This window comes from Rubrivivax sp. A210 (assembly GCF_904426505.1).
Taxonomy (GTDB): domain Bacteria; phylum Pseudomonadota; class Gammaproteobacteria; order Burkholderiales; family Burkholderiaceae_C; genus Rubrivivax.
The window spans coordinates 62,319-76,341 of the sequence record NZ_CAJGBN010000002.1; the positions used below are offsets into that span (position 1 = coordinate 62,319).

Sequence of the window (14,023 nt, forward strand, 5' to 3'; positions counted from 1 at the left end):
AAGCGATTGGGGGCCGCCTTCATGAAGAGGCCCGCTCCAGTTCGCGCACCTTGAGCACGATCATGTACTCGTAGATGGCCTGCAGCATGGCGTAGGTGAGCCCGGCGCGGCCGTCGAGAAAGCCGCGCTTGCCGATGTAGAGCAGCAAGAACTTGATCACCGGCCGCAACGGCAGGCGGTAGAACAGTTCCTTTTGATGAAAGCGGCGCTCGTGGAAATCGGCCGCGGTAAAGACCTTGCGCAGCGAGAAGGCCGCCTGGCCGCGCCGGTTGTCCATGATCTGGCGCGCCTCGAAGCTGCTGTAGCTGTTGTGCCGCTCCAGCCAGTGCGTGACGCCCTTGCTGAAGGGGAAATGGTCGAGATAGCCACCCAGCTGCGCCACCGGGCCGTCGGCGATGGAAATCGGGTTCACCAGCCGCTCGTAGCGCATCTTCTCGGGCCTGAACAAGCGCATGTAGAAGGGCGAGGTCTGCACATGGGCCAGCCAGGTGCCCATGAAGAAATCGCGCCGCTGCAGGCGAAAGGCCACGGCATCGCCCGGCTTGGCGGCGGCGGCCTGCACCGCCTGCACCAGCTCGGGCGTCATGCGCTCATCGGCGTCGATGTAGAAGACCCAGGGGTGCTTGAAGCGGATGTTGGCCAGCCCCCAGTTCTGGTGCGCGGCCCAGTTGTCAAACGGGCGCTGGGTGACGTGGGCGCCGGCGCGCCGGGCGATGGCCACGGTCTCGTCGGTGCTCACCGAATCGTAGAGATGGATGTCGTCCGACCAGGCCACGCTGGCCAGGCAGCCGGGCAGATCCTGCTGTTCGTTCTTGGTCAGGATCAGTATCGAAACGCCGCTCACGCTGGTTTTCCCTCTTGGTCATCCGCTGCGGCAGCGGGCAGCGGCCGGGCCTTGATCCTGCGGCAGGGGTTGCCGGCATAGATGGTCCAGGCCTGGTCCAGGTTGCGCGTCACCACCGACATCGCGCCCACCACCACGCCGTCGGCGATGGCGATGCCGGGTGCCACGAAGACACCGGCCGCCACCCAGACCTGGCTGCCCAGTGTGATGGGGGCAAAGGTCAGGGGCATGTCGGTACGGGTGTAGTCGTGGCTGCCGGTACACAGATAGCCGAACTGCGAGACCACACTGTGCGGGCCCAACGTCACCGGCGCGAAGTTGTAGACATTGACCCCTTCGCCCAGCGCGGCCCAGTCGCCCAGTTTCAGGTTCCAGGGCATGAGCACGCGCACGCCCGGCAGGATGGTGCAGTGGCTGCCGATGTCGGCCCCCATCAGCCGCAGCGCCGACACACGCAGTGGCGACAGCGGCTTGGGCAGCCAGCGCACCAGCGGCTGCAGCAGATAAGACCACAGCACGCGCCGCAGCTTGATGCCCAGAGGCCATTGCTGGCGATTCCTGGCCAGGTCGATGAAAACCGGGCCGGCGTCGGGACGGTGTTCGCTCATGGCAATCTCATCCCGGCTTGCGGCAGACGAAGTACATCACCGCCCCGTCCATCGCCGGACCGATTGTCGCGCTTGCCCAGGCCGCATTGAGCAGCTTGCGCAGGCCGTAAAGGCGGTAACGGCCCCCCATCTCGCTGGCCAGGGCGCGCTTCAGGTCAAAGGCCTGCTCGGGCGTCACCGTCTGGTCGCGCAGGCGCCGCAGGCCGTCGCGCGCCAGAAACTCCCAGGGCGTGTAGGACATGGACGTTTCGATCTCCAGCCCGCCGGCGGCCCGCAATGCGCGCGCCAGCGTCTCGGGCCCGAAATGACTGATGTGGGTGTGCGGTATCCATTTCGGGAAGGCCGCACCGAGCGAGCGCACGACGCCGGACTCGAAGTTGTCGGTCATCACCAGCAGGCGCCCGCCCGGCTTCACGTAGGCGGCCAGCTCGCGGATGAAATCCACCGGCCGGGCCACATGTTCAATGACCTCGAAGCTGGCCACAAGGTCGAAGCCGGCCTTGTCCAGACCGGCGTCGGCCAGCATGGCAGCAATCACCTGCACGCCAAGTGCGTTGCGCGCAAAGGCGGCCTCCTGGTGCGAAGGCTCGACACCGACGCCGATGACGCCGTGGCGCTGCTGCAGCCGGTCCAGCAGATAGCCGTAGCCCGCGCCCACGTCCAGCACGCGCTCGCCCGGGCTCAAGGCCAGCAGGCGCGGCAGCACCGCGGCATTGATGGTGGCGTTGACCGACTGGCCCAGCTGGTGGCGCAAGCCGCCAAAGCCCTCGGCGTAGTAGGCGGCCAGCGCCTCTTCGCCGAGCACGCAAGCCGAATGCAGAAAGCCGCAGCCGGCGCAGCGCACGACCGGGATGTCGGGGAAGGCAATGTGGGGCAGGCGCCGCGCCTCACCGCACAGTGGGCAAGCGCCGCGATCGATGAAGGTCGAGGCGCCCATCAGGCCTTCTTGCGCAGCACGAAGCGCCATTTCTCGGACAGCAGCTCGTCCTCGTCATAGGCCGCGAGTTCGGTCCGCAGCGCCGGCGTCAGGAACTGGCGCCCCAGGCCTGGTTTCAGGTTGTCGACCGAGACGATGTCGAAATGGGCTTCGAACAAGGCCCGGTAGTCACGCACCCGCCACTCGTTGAGAAAGCAATCGGCGACGAAGCGGCGCCGGCGCAAATGTTCCCAGGGCTCGGATCGCCGCACGCCATCACGGGCGAAGGAGTTCGGGTACCACTCGACAAGATGGCCGCCGCAGATGCCGGTGTAAACCGAAGGCGAAATCACCGCCATGCCGCCCGGCGCCAGCGCGCGTGCCATGCCGGCGCAGACGGCGTCGAGCGCGGCGCCCGGGATGTGCTCGAACACGTCTTCCGAATAGAAGAAGTCCACCGAGCCGGGGGCGATGGCCGCGGTGGCAATGTCGCCAACCAGAAAGCGGTCTGGCGCCAGGCGCAACCGCGCGCCGCGCCGCGCCAGCACGCGAATCAGGGCGCGGCGCTCGTGGGCGTCGAAGACCAGCGCACGAACGCTGCTCTTGACGAAGCGCAGCGGACCGTTGCGGCGCAGGATGCGCAGCAGCTCGGCTCCCGAGCGCTCGAGCATGGGCGCGTCGAGGTCGATGCCGCGTGCATCCAAGCCGAGGGAGATTGACGCGATCAGGCGCAGCGGCCTCGCGCCATAGCCAACCTCGAAGATGCGCGCGTCGTCGAAACGGCGTTCGCTCTGCCCCTCGTAGAGCCCGCGGTAGGCGTCAATCTCGGCCACCAATGAAGCAAGTTCGCCTTCCTTCGAGCGCAAGCCGGCCAGGCGCATGCGCAGGAACTGCAGGTTCTCCCAGCCCCAGCCCCAGGCTGAACCGATGCGGCCGACCGAATTGCTTGCCTTGCTCATGCCGTCACCTCGTTTGGCGCTGGCCGTGGGTTGCCGGCGTCGAGCACCCCCAGCAGCGAGACCGCCATCGCATCCACCGAATAGCGGCGCCTGAAGGCCGCGGTTGCGTGCTGGCGAAATTCGGCCCGCCGCAGAGGCGTCAGCGCCAGCCACTGTTGCAGGCTTCGCCGTGTGCCCTCCAGCGTGTCGGGCGCCACGATCCCGGCCCCGTCGGCCTCGATCTCGCGCCAGATGTTCACCTTGTCGGAGATCAGCACCGGCAGTCCGCAGCCCAGGGCCTCGGCCACGGCAATGCCAAAGTTTTCCTGGTGCGAAGGCAGCGCAAACACCTCGGCGGCATGGAAGGCGCCCCACTTGGCGTCGCCCGCCAGCATACCGGGCCAGCAGACGCGGTCGGCAATGCCGGCCGCGGCGGCCTGGGCCTGAAGGCCTGCTTGCAGGCCGCCCTGGTCGGGACCGGCCATCACCAAGTGGAGGCTGGGGTCGGCCGCGGCCTCGGCCGCAAAAGCCTGCAGCAGCAGGTCGCAGCCCTTCTTCTCGTGGATGCGGCTCAGGAAGAGCACGATGCGCTTGCCACGCAACTGCGGATGGGCCGCCAGAAAGCCTTCACGCAGGCGTTCGGCGTCCTGCGGCGGCTGGGCCGTGCCATAGGCCACAACCCGCTCTCGTGCGCGGTAGAGCCAGAAGCTCCGACGCGCCTGCAAGCGCTCTTCCTCGCTGGTGAAAAGCACACCGGCGGCATCGCGCAGCACGCGGTATTCGGCCCAGGGCCAGTAAAGCCATTTCTTGAGGTGCTTGAGCGGATAGGTCTTCTTGAACCAGGGGTCCAGCATGCCGTGGGTGAAGACGTAGTAGGGCAGGCCCAGCCGCGTGAGCGCGCGCCAGGTGGCATAGCCGTGGTACTGCCAAAGGCCGTTGACCACCACCGCGTCGTAGTCGCGCGCATGGGCCATCAACCAGGGCACGAGGCGCGGGTTGTAGAGATAGCCGCGAGACGAAGGCCCCAGCGCATGCACCGGCAGGGGAAAGCACGCCAGAAAGCAGGCCGCCGGGTCGTCCAGCGTCACGATCTCGACCCTGTGCCCCATCTCCAGCAGCCGCAGGCCGCGCTGGCGCACGCCTTCCATGGGGCCGCCGCCTTGCGGGTCCACGGTGGGCAGCACATGCAAGATTTTCATGGGCATCCGGGCTCAGGCGGGCACGAAGGCGCGATACACCGCCCGCCCCCAGCCTCGCAGATTGCCCGCCGTGGTGGCCGCGCTGGGGTTGAGCCACTGGTGGATGGGCACGGCAAAGCCGGTCTTGGGCCGCTCCAGCACCGAGGCCGGCAGGTGCGGCGCCACGGTGCGGGCGATGCGGCGCTTCTCTTCCTTGGCGTCCAGGCCCGGGATCTCGATGAAGCGGCGCAACAGGGTGGTATCGACGAAGGGAACGCGGATTTCCAGCGAATGCGCCATGCCGGCCCAGTCGGCATCGCGCAACAACTGGTGCTTCATGTACCACTGCATTTCCAGCGCCGAAATGGCCAGGCGCTCGGAGCCTATGCCCTCCATGCTGGCCTGCAGTCGGCCCAGGGTATCGAGTTCTTCCAGGCCCTGGGCGGCCATCTCCGGGTCCATCACGCCGGCCAGCTCCCACGGCATGTAGAGCGAGCGCCGCAGCAGATAGGCGCCGGCCAGCGTGCCGCCGTATTCCAGCAGGCCGGCGTACTTGGCCGAGGGCAGCAGACCCGACAGCGGTGCCAGGCCCTGGCGCACGGCCCGTCCCAGGCCGCCCAGGCGCCCCATGCCTTCGAGGCTGCGGCGCAGGCGCGGCAGCTGGTGGAAGCTGGGGTAGGAGCCGAAGAGCTCGTCGCCGCCTATGCCCGAGAGCACGACCTTGAGCCCCTGCTGCTGCGCCATCCGGGAGACGAACCAGGTGTTGATGCCGTCGATGGAGGGCTGGTCCATGGCGGCCAGCAGGCGCTCGCGGTCGGCCGCGAAATCGGCGGCCGAGATGCGCTGCAGCGTGTGTTCGGTGCCCAGGCTGGCTGCCACCTCGCCGGCCAGGGCCGCCTCGTCATAGGGCGTGCCGGCATAGGCGTCGAAGCCCAGCGTCATGGTGCGCAGGCTGCCCAGCTGGCGGGCACAGGCGGCCAGCATGGTGGAGTCGAGCCCGGCCGAGAGGAAGACGCCCACCGGCACATCGGCCACCCTGTGCGCGGCCACGCTGTCTCGCACCGCCTCGGCCACCGCCTGCAGCGCCGCTTCGGTGCCGTCGGGGCCTGCCACCGGCACCTGCCCCAGGGCCAGCCTGGCGTTGTCAAAGAGCACCGGCTTGCCGGGGCCGGCCACGGTGACCATTTGCCAGTGGCCCGGCAGCAGCGCATGAATGCCGCGGTACAGCGTGTGCGGCGTGGGCACCGAGCCCCAGAGCAGGAAGCCGGCATGGCCCGCGGGATCGGGGCGCTTGTTCACCGCGGCCTCGAGCAAGGCCTTCACCTGCGAGGCAAAGCGCAGGCTGTGGCCGTCGTCGGCGATGTAAAGGGGCTTGATGCCGAAGGCGTCGCGGGCCAGGAAGAGCTGGCGCCTGGCGGCGTCCCAGAGGGCGAATGCGAACATGCCGCGCAGGCGCGAGAGCATGGCCACGCCGTCGCGCGCATACAGCTTGAGCAGCACCTCGGTGTCGGAGTGCGAGCGCACGATGGCGCCACTCCGCAGCAGTTCGTCGCGCAGCGCCGCGTGGTTGTAGATCTCGCCGTTGAAGACGATCTGGTTGCCAGTCTCGGGGTCCGCCATGGGCTGGGCACCGGCCTCGCTCAGCTCGATGATGGCCAGGCGGCGGTGCGCCAGGCCCACGCGCTGATCGGGGCTGATCCACAGGCCGGCGCCGTCGGGCCCGCGTGCGCGCATGCGTTCGCGCACGCGCAGCAGTTCGTCGCGGTCGACCGGGGGGGCATCGGCGCCATAGGCAAAACTGCCTGCGATTCCACACATGGGTCAGGCAGTCTTCGCAAAAGTGGCGCCTGGGCCATGCCCCTGCTCCCAGGCCAGCACCTGCGCGTAGATGCGCAGGTAGCGTTCGATGGCAGTGTCGGTGTCGAAGCGGGCCGCCCAGGCCACGCCGGTGGCCGAAAGACGTGCGCGCTCGTCGGCAGGCAGGGCCAGCAGGTCTTGCAGCACCCGGGCGCCCTGGGCTGCCCAGGCCTCGGCATCATCGCCGGCGCGCAGGCGCGGCAGGTAGCGGGCGGCCGGACCACCGATCTCGTTCATCGGCGCCTCGTCGGTGGTGATCACCGGACAGCCGCAGGCCTGGGCCTCGACGATGGGCCAGCCAAAGCCCTCGGCCAGGCTGGGGAACAGGAAGGCCCGCGCGTGGGCGTAGGCGGCGTTGAGGGTGGCGTTGTCCAGGCCGTGGAGGAAATGCACCTCGCCACATTGCCGGGCCAGGGTCAGCAAGGCCGGCGCAATGGCGTCGCGCGGCACGCCCACCAGCCAAAGCGGCAAAGGCTGCACGGCCTGGCCGGCATAGCGGGCATACAGGCGCAGCACCCCGGCCACGTTCTTGTACCACTGGGCCCCGCTCACATGGAGCAGCAGGCCCTGCGGCGCTGCGGGCAGGCCGGCCTCGGCCAGTGCCGCCTGCGCCTGCGCGGGCGGCAGCGCCGCATAAGGGTAGTTGAGGCCGTTGTAGACCACCTCGGAGGTGACCGGCGTCACACCACCGTACTGGTGCAGGTCATCGCGCGAGCGCGCCGAGACCGAGATGAAGTGGCGAGCGCGGCGAAAGCCACGGCGGATGTAGTGCTGGTAGACGCGGCCGGTCGGGCCCGTTGGGTTCTCGGGGATCAGGCCCAGGGCCGAACGCAGCGCAAGAAGGTCATGGCAATGCACGACATGCGGCCGGTGTGCCACCCAGGGCACCCAGGGGCCGAGGGCCTGGTCGCAGAACACGTACAGGGTGTCGGCGGGGTCGCTGCGCAGTCCGGTGCGGATGTCGCGCGGAAAGATCAGGTACTGGTCGACATAGCCGGCCCACTTTGCGAGCGGGCCGCCTTCGGCGCAGCGGCGCAGGCGAGGCCGCGGCGTGCGCAGGCATACCTGGTGGCCGCGCGCCGCATAGGCCTGTGCCAGGCTGCGTGCAAAGCGCGGCATGCTCTGCGAGCCCAGGAAATCCGGGTGGGTGTAGAGCACCAGTTTCATCGCGCCAGCGGACGGCGGAAGGCCGGCTTGGAGGTCTTCATGCCCACCGAGGTGGCAGGGTCGCCCGGCCGCACGAGGTTGGGCTCGAACGGCTTCCAGAGCAGGCGGGTCGCGGCAAAGACCAGGGCGTAGAGCAGCACCGTCTGGAGCTGGAAGCGCAGCAGCAAGCCGGCAATATTGCCGATCGATTCGGTCACGATTCCGAAGGCGAAAAGGCGGTAGATCAGCAGCATGCCGATCACCGATGTCACGGCCCGTGTCCCGGCACCGCCACTGCGCGACAACACATCCCAGACCATGAACACCGGCAGGCAGAGCAGGAAGTACAGGAATGGGGTCCAGATGCCGAAGATGGCGATGGCTTGAGCAAACATCGAGCCCGTACGGAACTGTCCGATGTCTCCTCCCAGGCGCAAGTAGGCCAGATAGTCGCCCACCGAGTACAAGGTGACGAACTTGGCCCGCCCCATGCCCATCCAGCGCAGCACCGGATAGGGCAGGATCGCGTAGACCCGGTCCAGTGCGTCCTCTGCGATCAGGCGCGATTCGAGCGGGCTCGTGCCCTGCACCATGTAGAACGCGTTGTCGTGGAACTTGGTCTCGACCAGGCGCCCGAGCATCGAACTCTTGAAGTAGAACTCGTCGTAGGCACTGACCTCGGCGTCAATGACCATGCGGTCGTTCTCTCGCCGGATGGCGGCCGGATTCTTGAGCACCTCGATCGTGTGGGCGATCATCTCGACCTTGCTGATCTTGTCGCGCTGCTCGCGGGCGACTTGGAACGCGGTCAGGAAGTAGCTGACAGGCTGATAAAGCAGAGCGCCTGCCACGGCCAGGATGGCCAGATTGCGCACCTGGCGCAGTTCGAAGGGGCGGTTGTCGTCGAGCACGACAAGGGCGTAGAGCAGGGCGCCGGTCATGGCGCCGACCAGCATCACTGAACGGAAGTTGAAGGCCAGACCCATCAGCACCGCGAGCCCGCCGAACAACGCCAGCAAGGGTACCTGCCGCGCCATGCGGCAATAGGCAGCACCATGGCGCATCGCGAGGATGGGAATCACGAAGGGCGCCCAGGCAAGCACGCCAAAGCCGGCAGCGATCTTGCCGAGCAGGCCTCCTTCGCTGCCCTGGGCGGCGAAGACGGCCAGCAGCCCTACGCAGCCTATGGCCCACATGGCCTGCACCGGTGGCACCTGGAAAATGCCCAGCGGCCGCAACAACCCTTCCGAAACCGCACGGCGGGCCGCAGCGAAGAACGCGAAATGGCGTGTCACCCAGTGGGCCGCGATGGCCACCATCTGGAAGCCGAAGAGATAGCCGAAGGTCTGCAACGGCACGCGCAGATTGGCCGTCAGCGAATCGCCCAGCGCGCTCTGCCCGATCAGGGCGCCCCACTGCGTGGTGACGCACAGCCCCAGCACCGCCACCGTGGAAAAGGGCAGGTCGCGCAATGCCCTCGTCAAGCGCACGTAGAGGAAGGTCAGCGATGCGGAGCACAGCACGAAGGCGGTGCAAATCAGGTTGTCGTAGTCACTGTCGATGAATCCCTGGGCCAAGGCCGCCAGCCAGGTGACCACATGCAGACCGATGAAAGCCGCGCCAGCGCGCGTCAAGCGACGCCGGGCCAGCGGCATCTCATAGCCCGGGGCGGTATCCTGGAAGTGCTGCATGGCTGACAAGTTCCTCGTTCAGGCCGACGCGGCCCGCAGCGCGCCCAGCACCTTTTCCAGCATGGGCTCGTTGAAGTCGCGGTTGGCGTGGACGCGCCGTTGCCCGGCCGCAGCCATGGCGGCGCGGCGCGATTCATCGGCCAGCAGTTCCAGGCATTGGCGTGCGCATTCGGCGGCGTCGGCCCAAAAGACCGCCTCCCGGCCCTCGCTGTACATATCCTTGTGATCGGGCGTGCGTTCGGCGCACAGCAGGCTGCCCAGGGCGGGAATCTCAAGGGACCGCGTCGTGTGCAGGTCGCGGTTTTCCTTGGACAGAAGTCCGATGTTGATGCGCGCACCCTGGATCGCCTTGGCGTAGTCGGCACCGAATACCGCAGGGCCCCGATAGGCCGCGGCAAGCTGCGGCCACTCGGGCGCACGCTGCCACCGGGCCCCACGTATCGTCAGTGGCACGCCCAAGCGCAGCAATTCGGCCAGGAAGGGGCCGCGCTCGGGCATCCAGGTACCGATGAAGAGCACCTCGCTGGCCCACTCGGCGCGGTCGGCCTCGCTCAGCACCAGCGGTGCATGTTTCAACTCATCGGCACTCATGTTCACGCGGATCACATGCCTGGCACCGAGCGCGCGTGCCTCGGGCACATTGAGGGCGCGCACGACAACCACCAGGTCGTAGTGCGGCACGGCGGCACGGTAGGCCGCGAAGCGGCGCCCGTCGCGCGGCCCATAGGGGTCGTCGATGTTGTAGCTGATGACCTTGGCGCAATGCCGGCGAAGCAGGCCTAGGGCCGCAGGCGTGATGTATTCGCCGCTATCGACATGGCAGAGGTCGTAGTGCGTTCCCGCCAGTCGGGCGGCCAGCGCCTTGCAAGTCCAGTGCGACAACAGGCCACCACCGACCCGCCAGAGGAGGCGATCAATCCACACGCTGGCAGGCAGCATGCTGCGCGGATCGAGGTGCAGAACCTCATGCCCCATCCGCCGGTATGCATTGGCGCGGTCGCGTGAGGTGCCGCCGCCCGTGCCCAAGTACAGGATGCTCAAGGCGCTCAAGCCAGCAACCCTCGGTAAAGGGCATGAGCCTGCTCGCCATAGCGCTTCCAGCCGCCCAGTTTCTGCACGCATTGCGTGGCCTTGGCACTCATCTGCCGCCGCAGTTCGGGCCGGTCGGCCAGCAATTGCATCTTGCCGGCCAGGGCGTCGGCATCCCGAATGGAGACGATGAAGCCTTCTTCGCCATCTTCAAACAAGTCCTCGGCCCCGGTGTGCCGGCTGGCCACCACGACGCAGCCGCAGGCCATCGCCTGGGCCTGCACCAGCGCCAGGCCTTCTTCGATGCTGGGCAGCACCAGCACATGGCTGCGGCTCATCAGGTCCTTCAGCTGGTCTTGCGGCACATGGCCCAGAACCTTGGCATCTTCAACCCAGAGGCCATGCCGCCGCATCAAGGCAATGACGTCGGACGCAACGCTGCCCGCAAAGGTCAAGGACTTCTTCGGATGGACCAGCTTGGCATAGGCATCGAGCAGATAGGGAACGCCCTTGCGCAGACTCATGCCACCGACGAAGAGCACTCGAAACTCCTGGTCATTGGCTTGTCCGGTCGACTGGAAGCGCGATAGATCGACTCCATAGGAGAGGCGATGCACACGCTCTGCCGGCACGCCGGAATCGATGAAAGTGCGCCGCGTGTAACTGGACGGAACGGTGATGCAATCGGCTTCGGCGTACTCTGCCTCTTCCCGTTCCATCACTCCGGCATCGATCGGCAGATAAGGCTGGCCCCAGATCGCGTGCTCGTCCCGCAGCAGGCTGTTCTGCACACGAATATGGGTGGATCCGCGATCACAGACATACCGTATGCCCATGCTCCTGGCACGCCGAGCCGTCTGCAGACCTGAACTGGACAAGCCCACGAACACGTCGCAGTCCGGCAGGTTGCGCGCCACATGCCGGTCGAATGCCTCGCGCATCAGCCATTCCCACTTGCGAGTTCCAGACTCGCCCAGCCAGCGCCTGAGCGGCAGGCCCATGTAGGGCGCCAGCAGGTAGGGAAAAGTATGCACCAAGGTCTTCGGCAAGCGCTCGTTGCGGAGCTTGAAACGGGGGTAGCCGGTAAAGATGGCCTGCAATGCACCACGGGCATGGAGCTCACGCGCAAGATCGAAGCAATGGAACTTGCCGTTGACGGAAACGACAACTTTCATTGCAGACCCACCATGGGCCAGGGCAGCGTGGTGCGAAGCGTGTTTCGAATGCACATCTTTTGAGTTCTTCGGGACGCACGACGACTGCAAGTGCGGAGGAACCCCGCGCCAACCTATGGCCCGCGCTTGCCCACCAGGCCATCAAGGCCGGCGGGCGTCACGCTGGACAGCAGTTCGCGCATGAACTCGTCCTGCAGGCGGTAGGAGTTCTCGCCCTTGTCGCGCGTGATCTCGGAGACGCGGAATAGCAAGCCGTCGGCGATGTAGCCGCGGGCGGCGAAACGCATGCGCACCAGGTTGCGTTCGAGCGAGCCGCGCGCAAGCCTGTCGCCCACACGAATCCAGTAAGTGACGTACTCGCGGCGCAGGCCCATCACGGTGTCCATGCGCATGGCCGGCAAGGTGAGCGTACCGGCCGTGATGTCCTCGGGCTGCAGGCGGTCGACGCGAAAACCCTGCGAGCGGTAGCAGGCCTCGGGCGGGTGCAGCTGGGTGTCGCGCGTCTGGTCCTTGCCGTAGGCCAGGGACAGCAGCAGCTGCCGCCCCGTGGGCTTGTGGACATAGACGCGGGCGATCGTGTTGCTGTAGATGTTGCGCAGCGCCTCTTCCTGCTGCGGGTTGACCACCACATTGGCGCCATAGGGGCTGGCGACCCAGTTGCCGAAGCTCTTGGGAACAACAGCCTCGAGGTCGGGCTCGCCCGCCTGGTCGGACCACAGCGCCGTGGGCTTGAACCATACGGTGAGCGCCAGGCAGCCCAGCATCAGCAAGGCCGCCAGCACCAGGTGCAGGCGGCTTGCGGTGCCGCCGGCTTGAGGCGCACCCGGTGCAGTGGCGGTGGTCGTGTTCATGCAGGCTTGCCCCAGTGGTGGCCGGCGGTGCGCAGCAGGGTGTCGACGAAGATGGTCAGGCCCAGCGCGCTCATGAATAGCACCATGCCGGCAAAGCCATGCAGGAAGCCCTGCCCGGCCTCGTCACCCAGGTGATACGTGATGAGCGAGAGCACGATGACGCGGATGATGTTGGCGGCAAAGGAGATCGGCACGATCAGCAGCGCCAGCGTGACGTTGCGGAACCAGGAGTTGTGCCGCACCAGGTTGAGGTAGAGGATGCCCAGGGCCTCGAGCATGAACAGCGTGCGCATGCCGGCGCAGGCATCGGCCACCAGCAGCTGGTACTGGCCGATCTGGAGGATCACGCCCGTGCGCGAGATGGGATAGCCAGCCGCGTGCAGCAGGGTCTCGGTGACCGTGGAAACCAGCAGCTTCATGGCCTGGCCCACCGGGTCGACGATGAAGCCCGGCAACGGGACCATGAAGACCATGAAGCACAGTGGAAAGGCCAGCGCCTTGACGGCTTGCTTGCCGTCGGTGAGCAGCAGCAGGCCGATGATCATCGGGATCACCGAGCCGACTTCGGCATACACCACGTCCAGCGTGCTGCCCACCACATACAGCAGGGCGGCGGCGAGCAGCACCGGCCAGGCCAGCGCGGGCGCGGCATCGGCCACCAGCGTGGCGCGCGCCTCGCCCCAGCGCTTGTGGATGAGCCACAGGCACACGGTCAGCACGATGGGGCCATGGCCGTGTTCCGAGCTGCTCCAGAGCCCGTTGTTCAGCAGCGAATAGAGCAGCGGCGCATACATCAGCGCCAGCACACCGAAGAGGGCCCAGCGGATGCGGGCCCGGGAATCAGAATTCATTCATGACCACGCCGGAAATCTTGACCTGACTCTTGCTCATCTGCGTGACCAGCTTCTGAAGCTCGGGCAGCTTGCTGTGGTTTTTGCGCGAAATAGCAAGAGACGCACCGCAGCGCGAGGCAATCACCCGCGCGTCCGAGCCGTGCTCGGCGGCCGGCGTGTCGACGATCACGTAGTCGAACTTGTTGGTCAGCTCGTTGAGCAGCAGGCTGAAGGCCGGCTTCAAGAAAAGCTCGGACGGATTGGGCGGCGTCGGGCCGGCCGGCAGCAGGAAGAGGTTGGGGAATTCCTTCACCGAGCGGATCACGCTGGCATCGGTACGGCCGCTGAGCACGGTGGTGAGACCGGTGGAGCCCGAGGAATCGAAGATCTGGTGCAGGCGCGGCGAACGCAGGTCGGCATCGACGACGACGGTGCGCCCCGGCAGCTGACCGAAGGCCACGGCCAGGTTGGCGGCGATGAAGGTCTTGCCATCACCGCGGTTGGCACTGACCACGGCCATCGCGGCACGGTCGTCGGCCGAGCCGAAGCCGTTGAGCAGCAACTGCGTGCGCAGATCGCGGAAGATTTCGACCGAGTCGTCGAAGGGCTTGTGGGCCACCACCAGCTCGTCGTTCAGCTCGGAGCTGGCATTGCCTGCATAGGCGTAGTGGAACTGCTGCGACAACGCCCAGACCACGTCATCGGAGGTGGCCAGGCGCAGCCGCACCACGGCCTCGCCGAAGCGCACGCCCTGCTCGCGCTGGTAGTCGAGCGCGCGCTGTATGGACTCGGCCGACAGGCCCTTGGTGCGACGCAGGATTTCTCCCAGCATCGGATCCTGCACGGCACCTTGCGCGCCGGTGACCCTGGCATCGTCGATGGCGGGCAGAATGGATTTGGCGCCCGAGCGTGATTTCATTTGAGCCATTTGAGCAGTACCTTCCGGCGGCTGTAGGG

At 67.0% G+C, this 14,023-nt stretch carries 13 protein-coding genes; all 13 read right to left on the reverse strand.

Annotated elements, in window-relative coordinates:
• Positions 1-19: 19 nt before the first annotated feature.
• The 13 genes from JMV16_RS04035 to JMV16_RS04095 all read right to left on the reverse strand — a co-directional run bounded on the left by JMV16_RS04035 (position 20) and on the right by JMV16_RS04095 (position 13,985).
• Complete coding sequence (locus JMV16_RS04035; protein ID WP_201492898.1) at positions 20-844, reverse strand: glycosyltransferase family 2 protein; 825 nt, start codon at positions 842-844, stop codon at positions 20-22.
• A complete protein-coding gene (locus JMV16_RS04040; protein ID WP_201492899.1) occupies positions 841-1,452 on the reverse strand; it encodes a putative colanic acid biosynthesis acetyltransferase in 612 nt (203 codons plus the stop codon). The genes JMV16_RS04035 and JMV16_RS04040 overlap by 4 nt, the downstream gene beginning before the upstream one ends.
• Before the next feature lie 7 nt (positions 1,453-1,459).
• Positions 1,460-2,389 (reverse strand): class I SAM-dependent methyltransferase, encoded by a 930-nt coding sequence (locus JMV16_RS04045; protein WP_201492900.1) that lies wholly within the window; start codon positions 2,387-2,389, stop codon positions 1,460-1,462.
• Positions 2,389-3,327 (reverse strand): class I SAM-dependent methyltransferase, encoded by a 939-nt coding sequence (locus JMV16_RS04050; protein ID WP_201492901.1) that lies wholly within the window; start codon positions 3,325-3,327, stop codon positions 2,389-2,391. Before JMV16_RS04050 ends, JMV16_RS04045 begins: the two co-directional genes overlap by 1 nt.
• A complete protein-coding gene (locus JMV16_RS04055) occupies positions 3,324-4,505 on the reverse strand; it encodes a glycosyltransferase (RefSeq protein ID WP_201492902.1) in 1,182 nt (393 codons plus the stop codon). Before JMV16_RS04055 ends, JMV16_RS04050 begins: the two co-directional genes overlap by 4 nt.
• Positions 4,506-4,517: 12 nt before the next feature.
• Positions 4,518-6,302, reverse strand: a complete 1,785-nt coding sequence (gene asnB, locus JMV16_RS04060) for an asparagine synthase (glutamine-hydrolyzing) (protein WP_201492903.1) — start codon at positions 6,300-6,302, stop codon at positions 4,518-4,520.
• Positions 6,303-6,305: 3 nt separating this feature from the next.
• Entirely contained in the window at positions 6,306-7,508 is a 1,203-nt protein-coding gene (locus JMV16_RS04065; protein ID WP_201492904.1) for a glycosyltransferase family 4 protein, read from the reverse strand.
• The gene (locus tag JMV16_RS04070; protein WP_201492905.1) at positions 7,505-9,178 is read right to left on the reverse strand and encodes a hypothetical protein; all 1,674 of its coding nucleotides are present in this window, start codon (positions 9,176-9,178) and stop codon (positions 7,505-7,507) included. Before JMV16_RS04070 ends, JMV16_RS04065 begins: the two co-directional genes overlap by 4 nt.
• Before the next feature lie 18 nt (positions 9,179-9,196).
• Positions 9,197-10,219: a glycosyltransferase gene (locus JMV16_RS04075; RefSeq protein WP_236580346.1), complete on the reverse strand. Its 1,023-nt coding sequence runs from the start codon at positions 10,217-10,219 to the stop codon at positions 9,197-9,199.
• Between the two features lie 5 nt (positions 10,220-10,224).
• Positions 10,225-11,382 (reverse strand): glycosyltransferase family 4 protein, encoded by a 1,158-nt coding sequence (locus JMV16_RS04080; protein WP_201492907.1) that lies wholly within the window; start codon positions 11,380-11,382, stop codon positions 10,225-10,227.
• A gap of 113 nt (positions 11,383-11,495) precedes the next feature.
• Positions 11,496-12,233: an exosortase-associated protein EpsI, B-type gene (epsI, locus tag JMV16_RS04085; protein WP_201492908.1), complete on the reverse strand. Its 738-nt coding sequence runs from the start codon at positions 12,231-12,233 to the stop codon at positions 11,496-11,498.
• Complete coding sequence (gene xrtB, locus JMV16_RS04090; protein WP_201492909.1) at positions 12,230-13,084, reverse strand: exosortase B; 855 nt, start codon at positions 13,082-13,084, stop codon at positions 12,230-12,232. Before xrtB ends, epsI begins: the two co-directional genes overlap by 4 nt.
• Positions 13,074-13,985: a polysaccharide biosynthesis tyrosine autokinase gene (locus JMV16_RS04095; protein WP_236580347.1), complete on the reverse strand. Its 912-nt coding sequence runs from the start codon at positions 13,983-13,985 to the stop codon at positions 13,074-13,076. The genes xrtB and JMV16_RS04095 overlap by 11 nt, the downstream gene beginning before the upstream one ends.
• Positions 13,986-14,023 lie beyond the last annotated feature (38 nt).

Coding starts and splice junctions, on each gene's coding strand:
- JMV16_RS04055 (WP_201492902.1), bottom strand. CDS start 4,505: ATGAAAATCTTGCATGTGCTGCCCACCGTGGACCCGCAAGGCGGCGGC.
- JMV16_RS04045 (WP_201492900.1), bottom strand. CDS start 2,389: ATGGGCGCCTCGACCTTCATCGATCGCGGCGCTTGCCCACTGTGCGGT.
- JMV16_RS04065 (WP_201492904.1), bottom strand. CDS start 7,508: ATGAAACTGGTGCTCTACACCCACCCGGATTTCCTGGGCTCGCAGAGC.
- JMV16_RS04040 (WP_201492899.1), bottom strand. CDS start 1,452: ATGAGCGAACACCGTCCCGACGCCGGCCCGGTTTTCATCGACCTGGCC.
- JMV16_RS04095 (WP_236580347.1), bottom strand. CDS start 13,985: ATGAAATCACGCTCGGGCGCCAAATCCATTCTGCCCGCCATCGACGAT.
- JMV16_RS04070 (WP_201492905.1), bottom strand. CDS start 9,178: ATGCAGCACTTCCAGGATACCGCCCCGGGCTATGAGATGCCGCTGGCC.
- JMV16_RS04080 (WP_201492907.1), bottom strand. CDS start 11,382: ATGAAAGTTGTCGTTTCCGTCAACGGCAAGTTCCATTGCTTCGATCTT.
- JMV16_RS04050 (WP_201492901.1), bottom strand. CDS start 3,327: ATGAGCAAGGCAAGCAATTCGGTCGGCCGCATCGGTTCAGCCTGGGGC.
- xrtB (WP_201492909.1), bottom strand. CDS start 13,084: ATGAATTCTGATTCCCGGGCCCGCATCCGCTGGGCCCTCTTCGGTGTG.
- epsI (WP_201492908.1), bottom strand. CDS start 12,233: ATGAACACGACCACCGCCACTGCACCGGGTGCGCCTCAAGCCGGCGGC.
- asnB (WP_201492903.1), bottom strand. CDS start 6,302: ATGTGTGGAATCGCAGGCAGTTTTGCCTATGGCGCCGATGCCCCCCCG.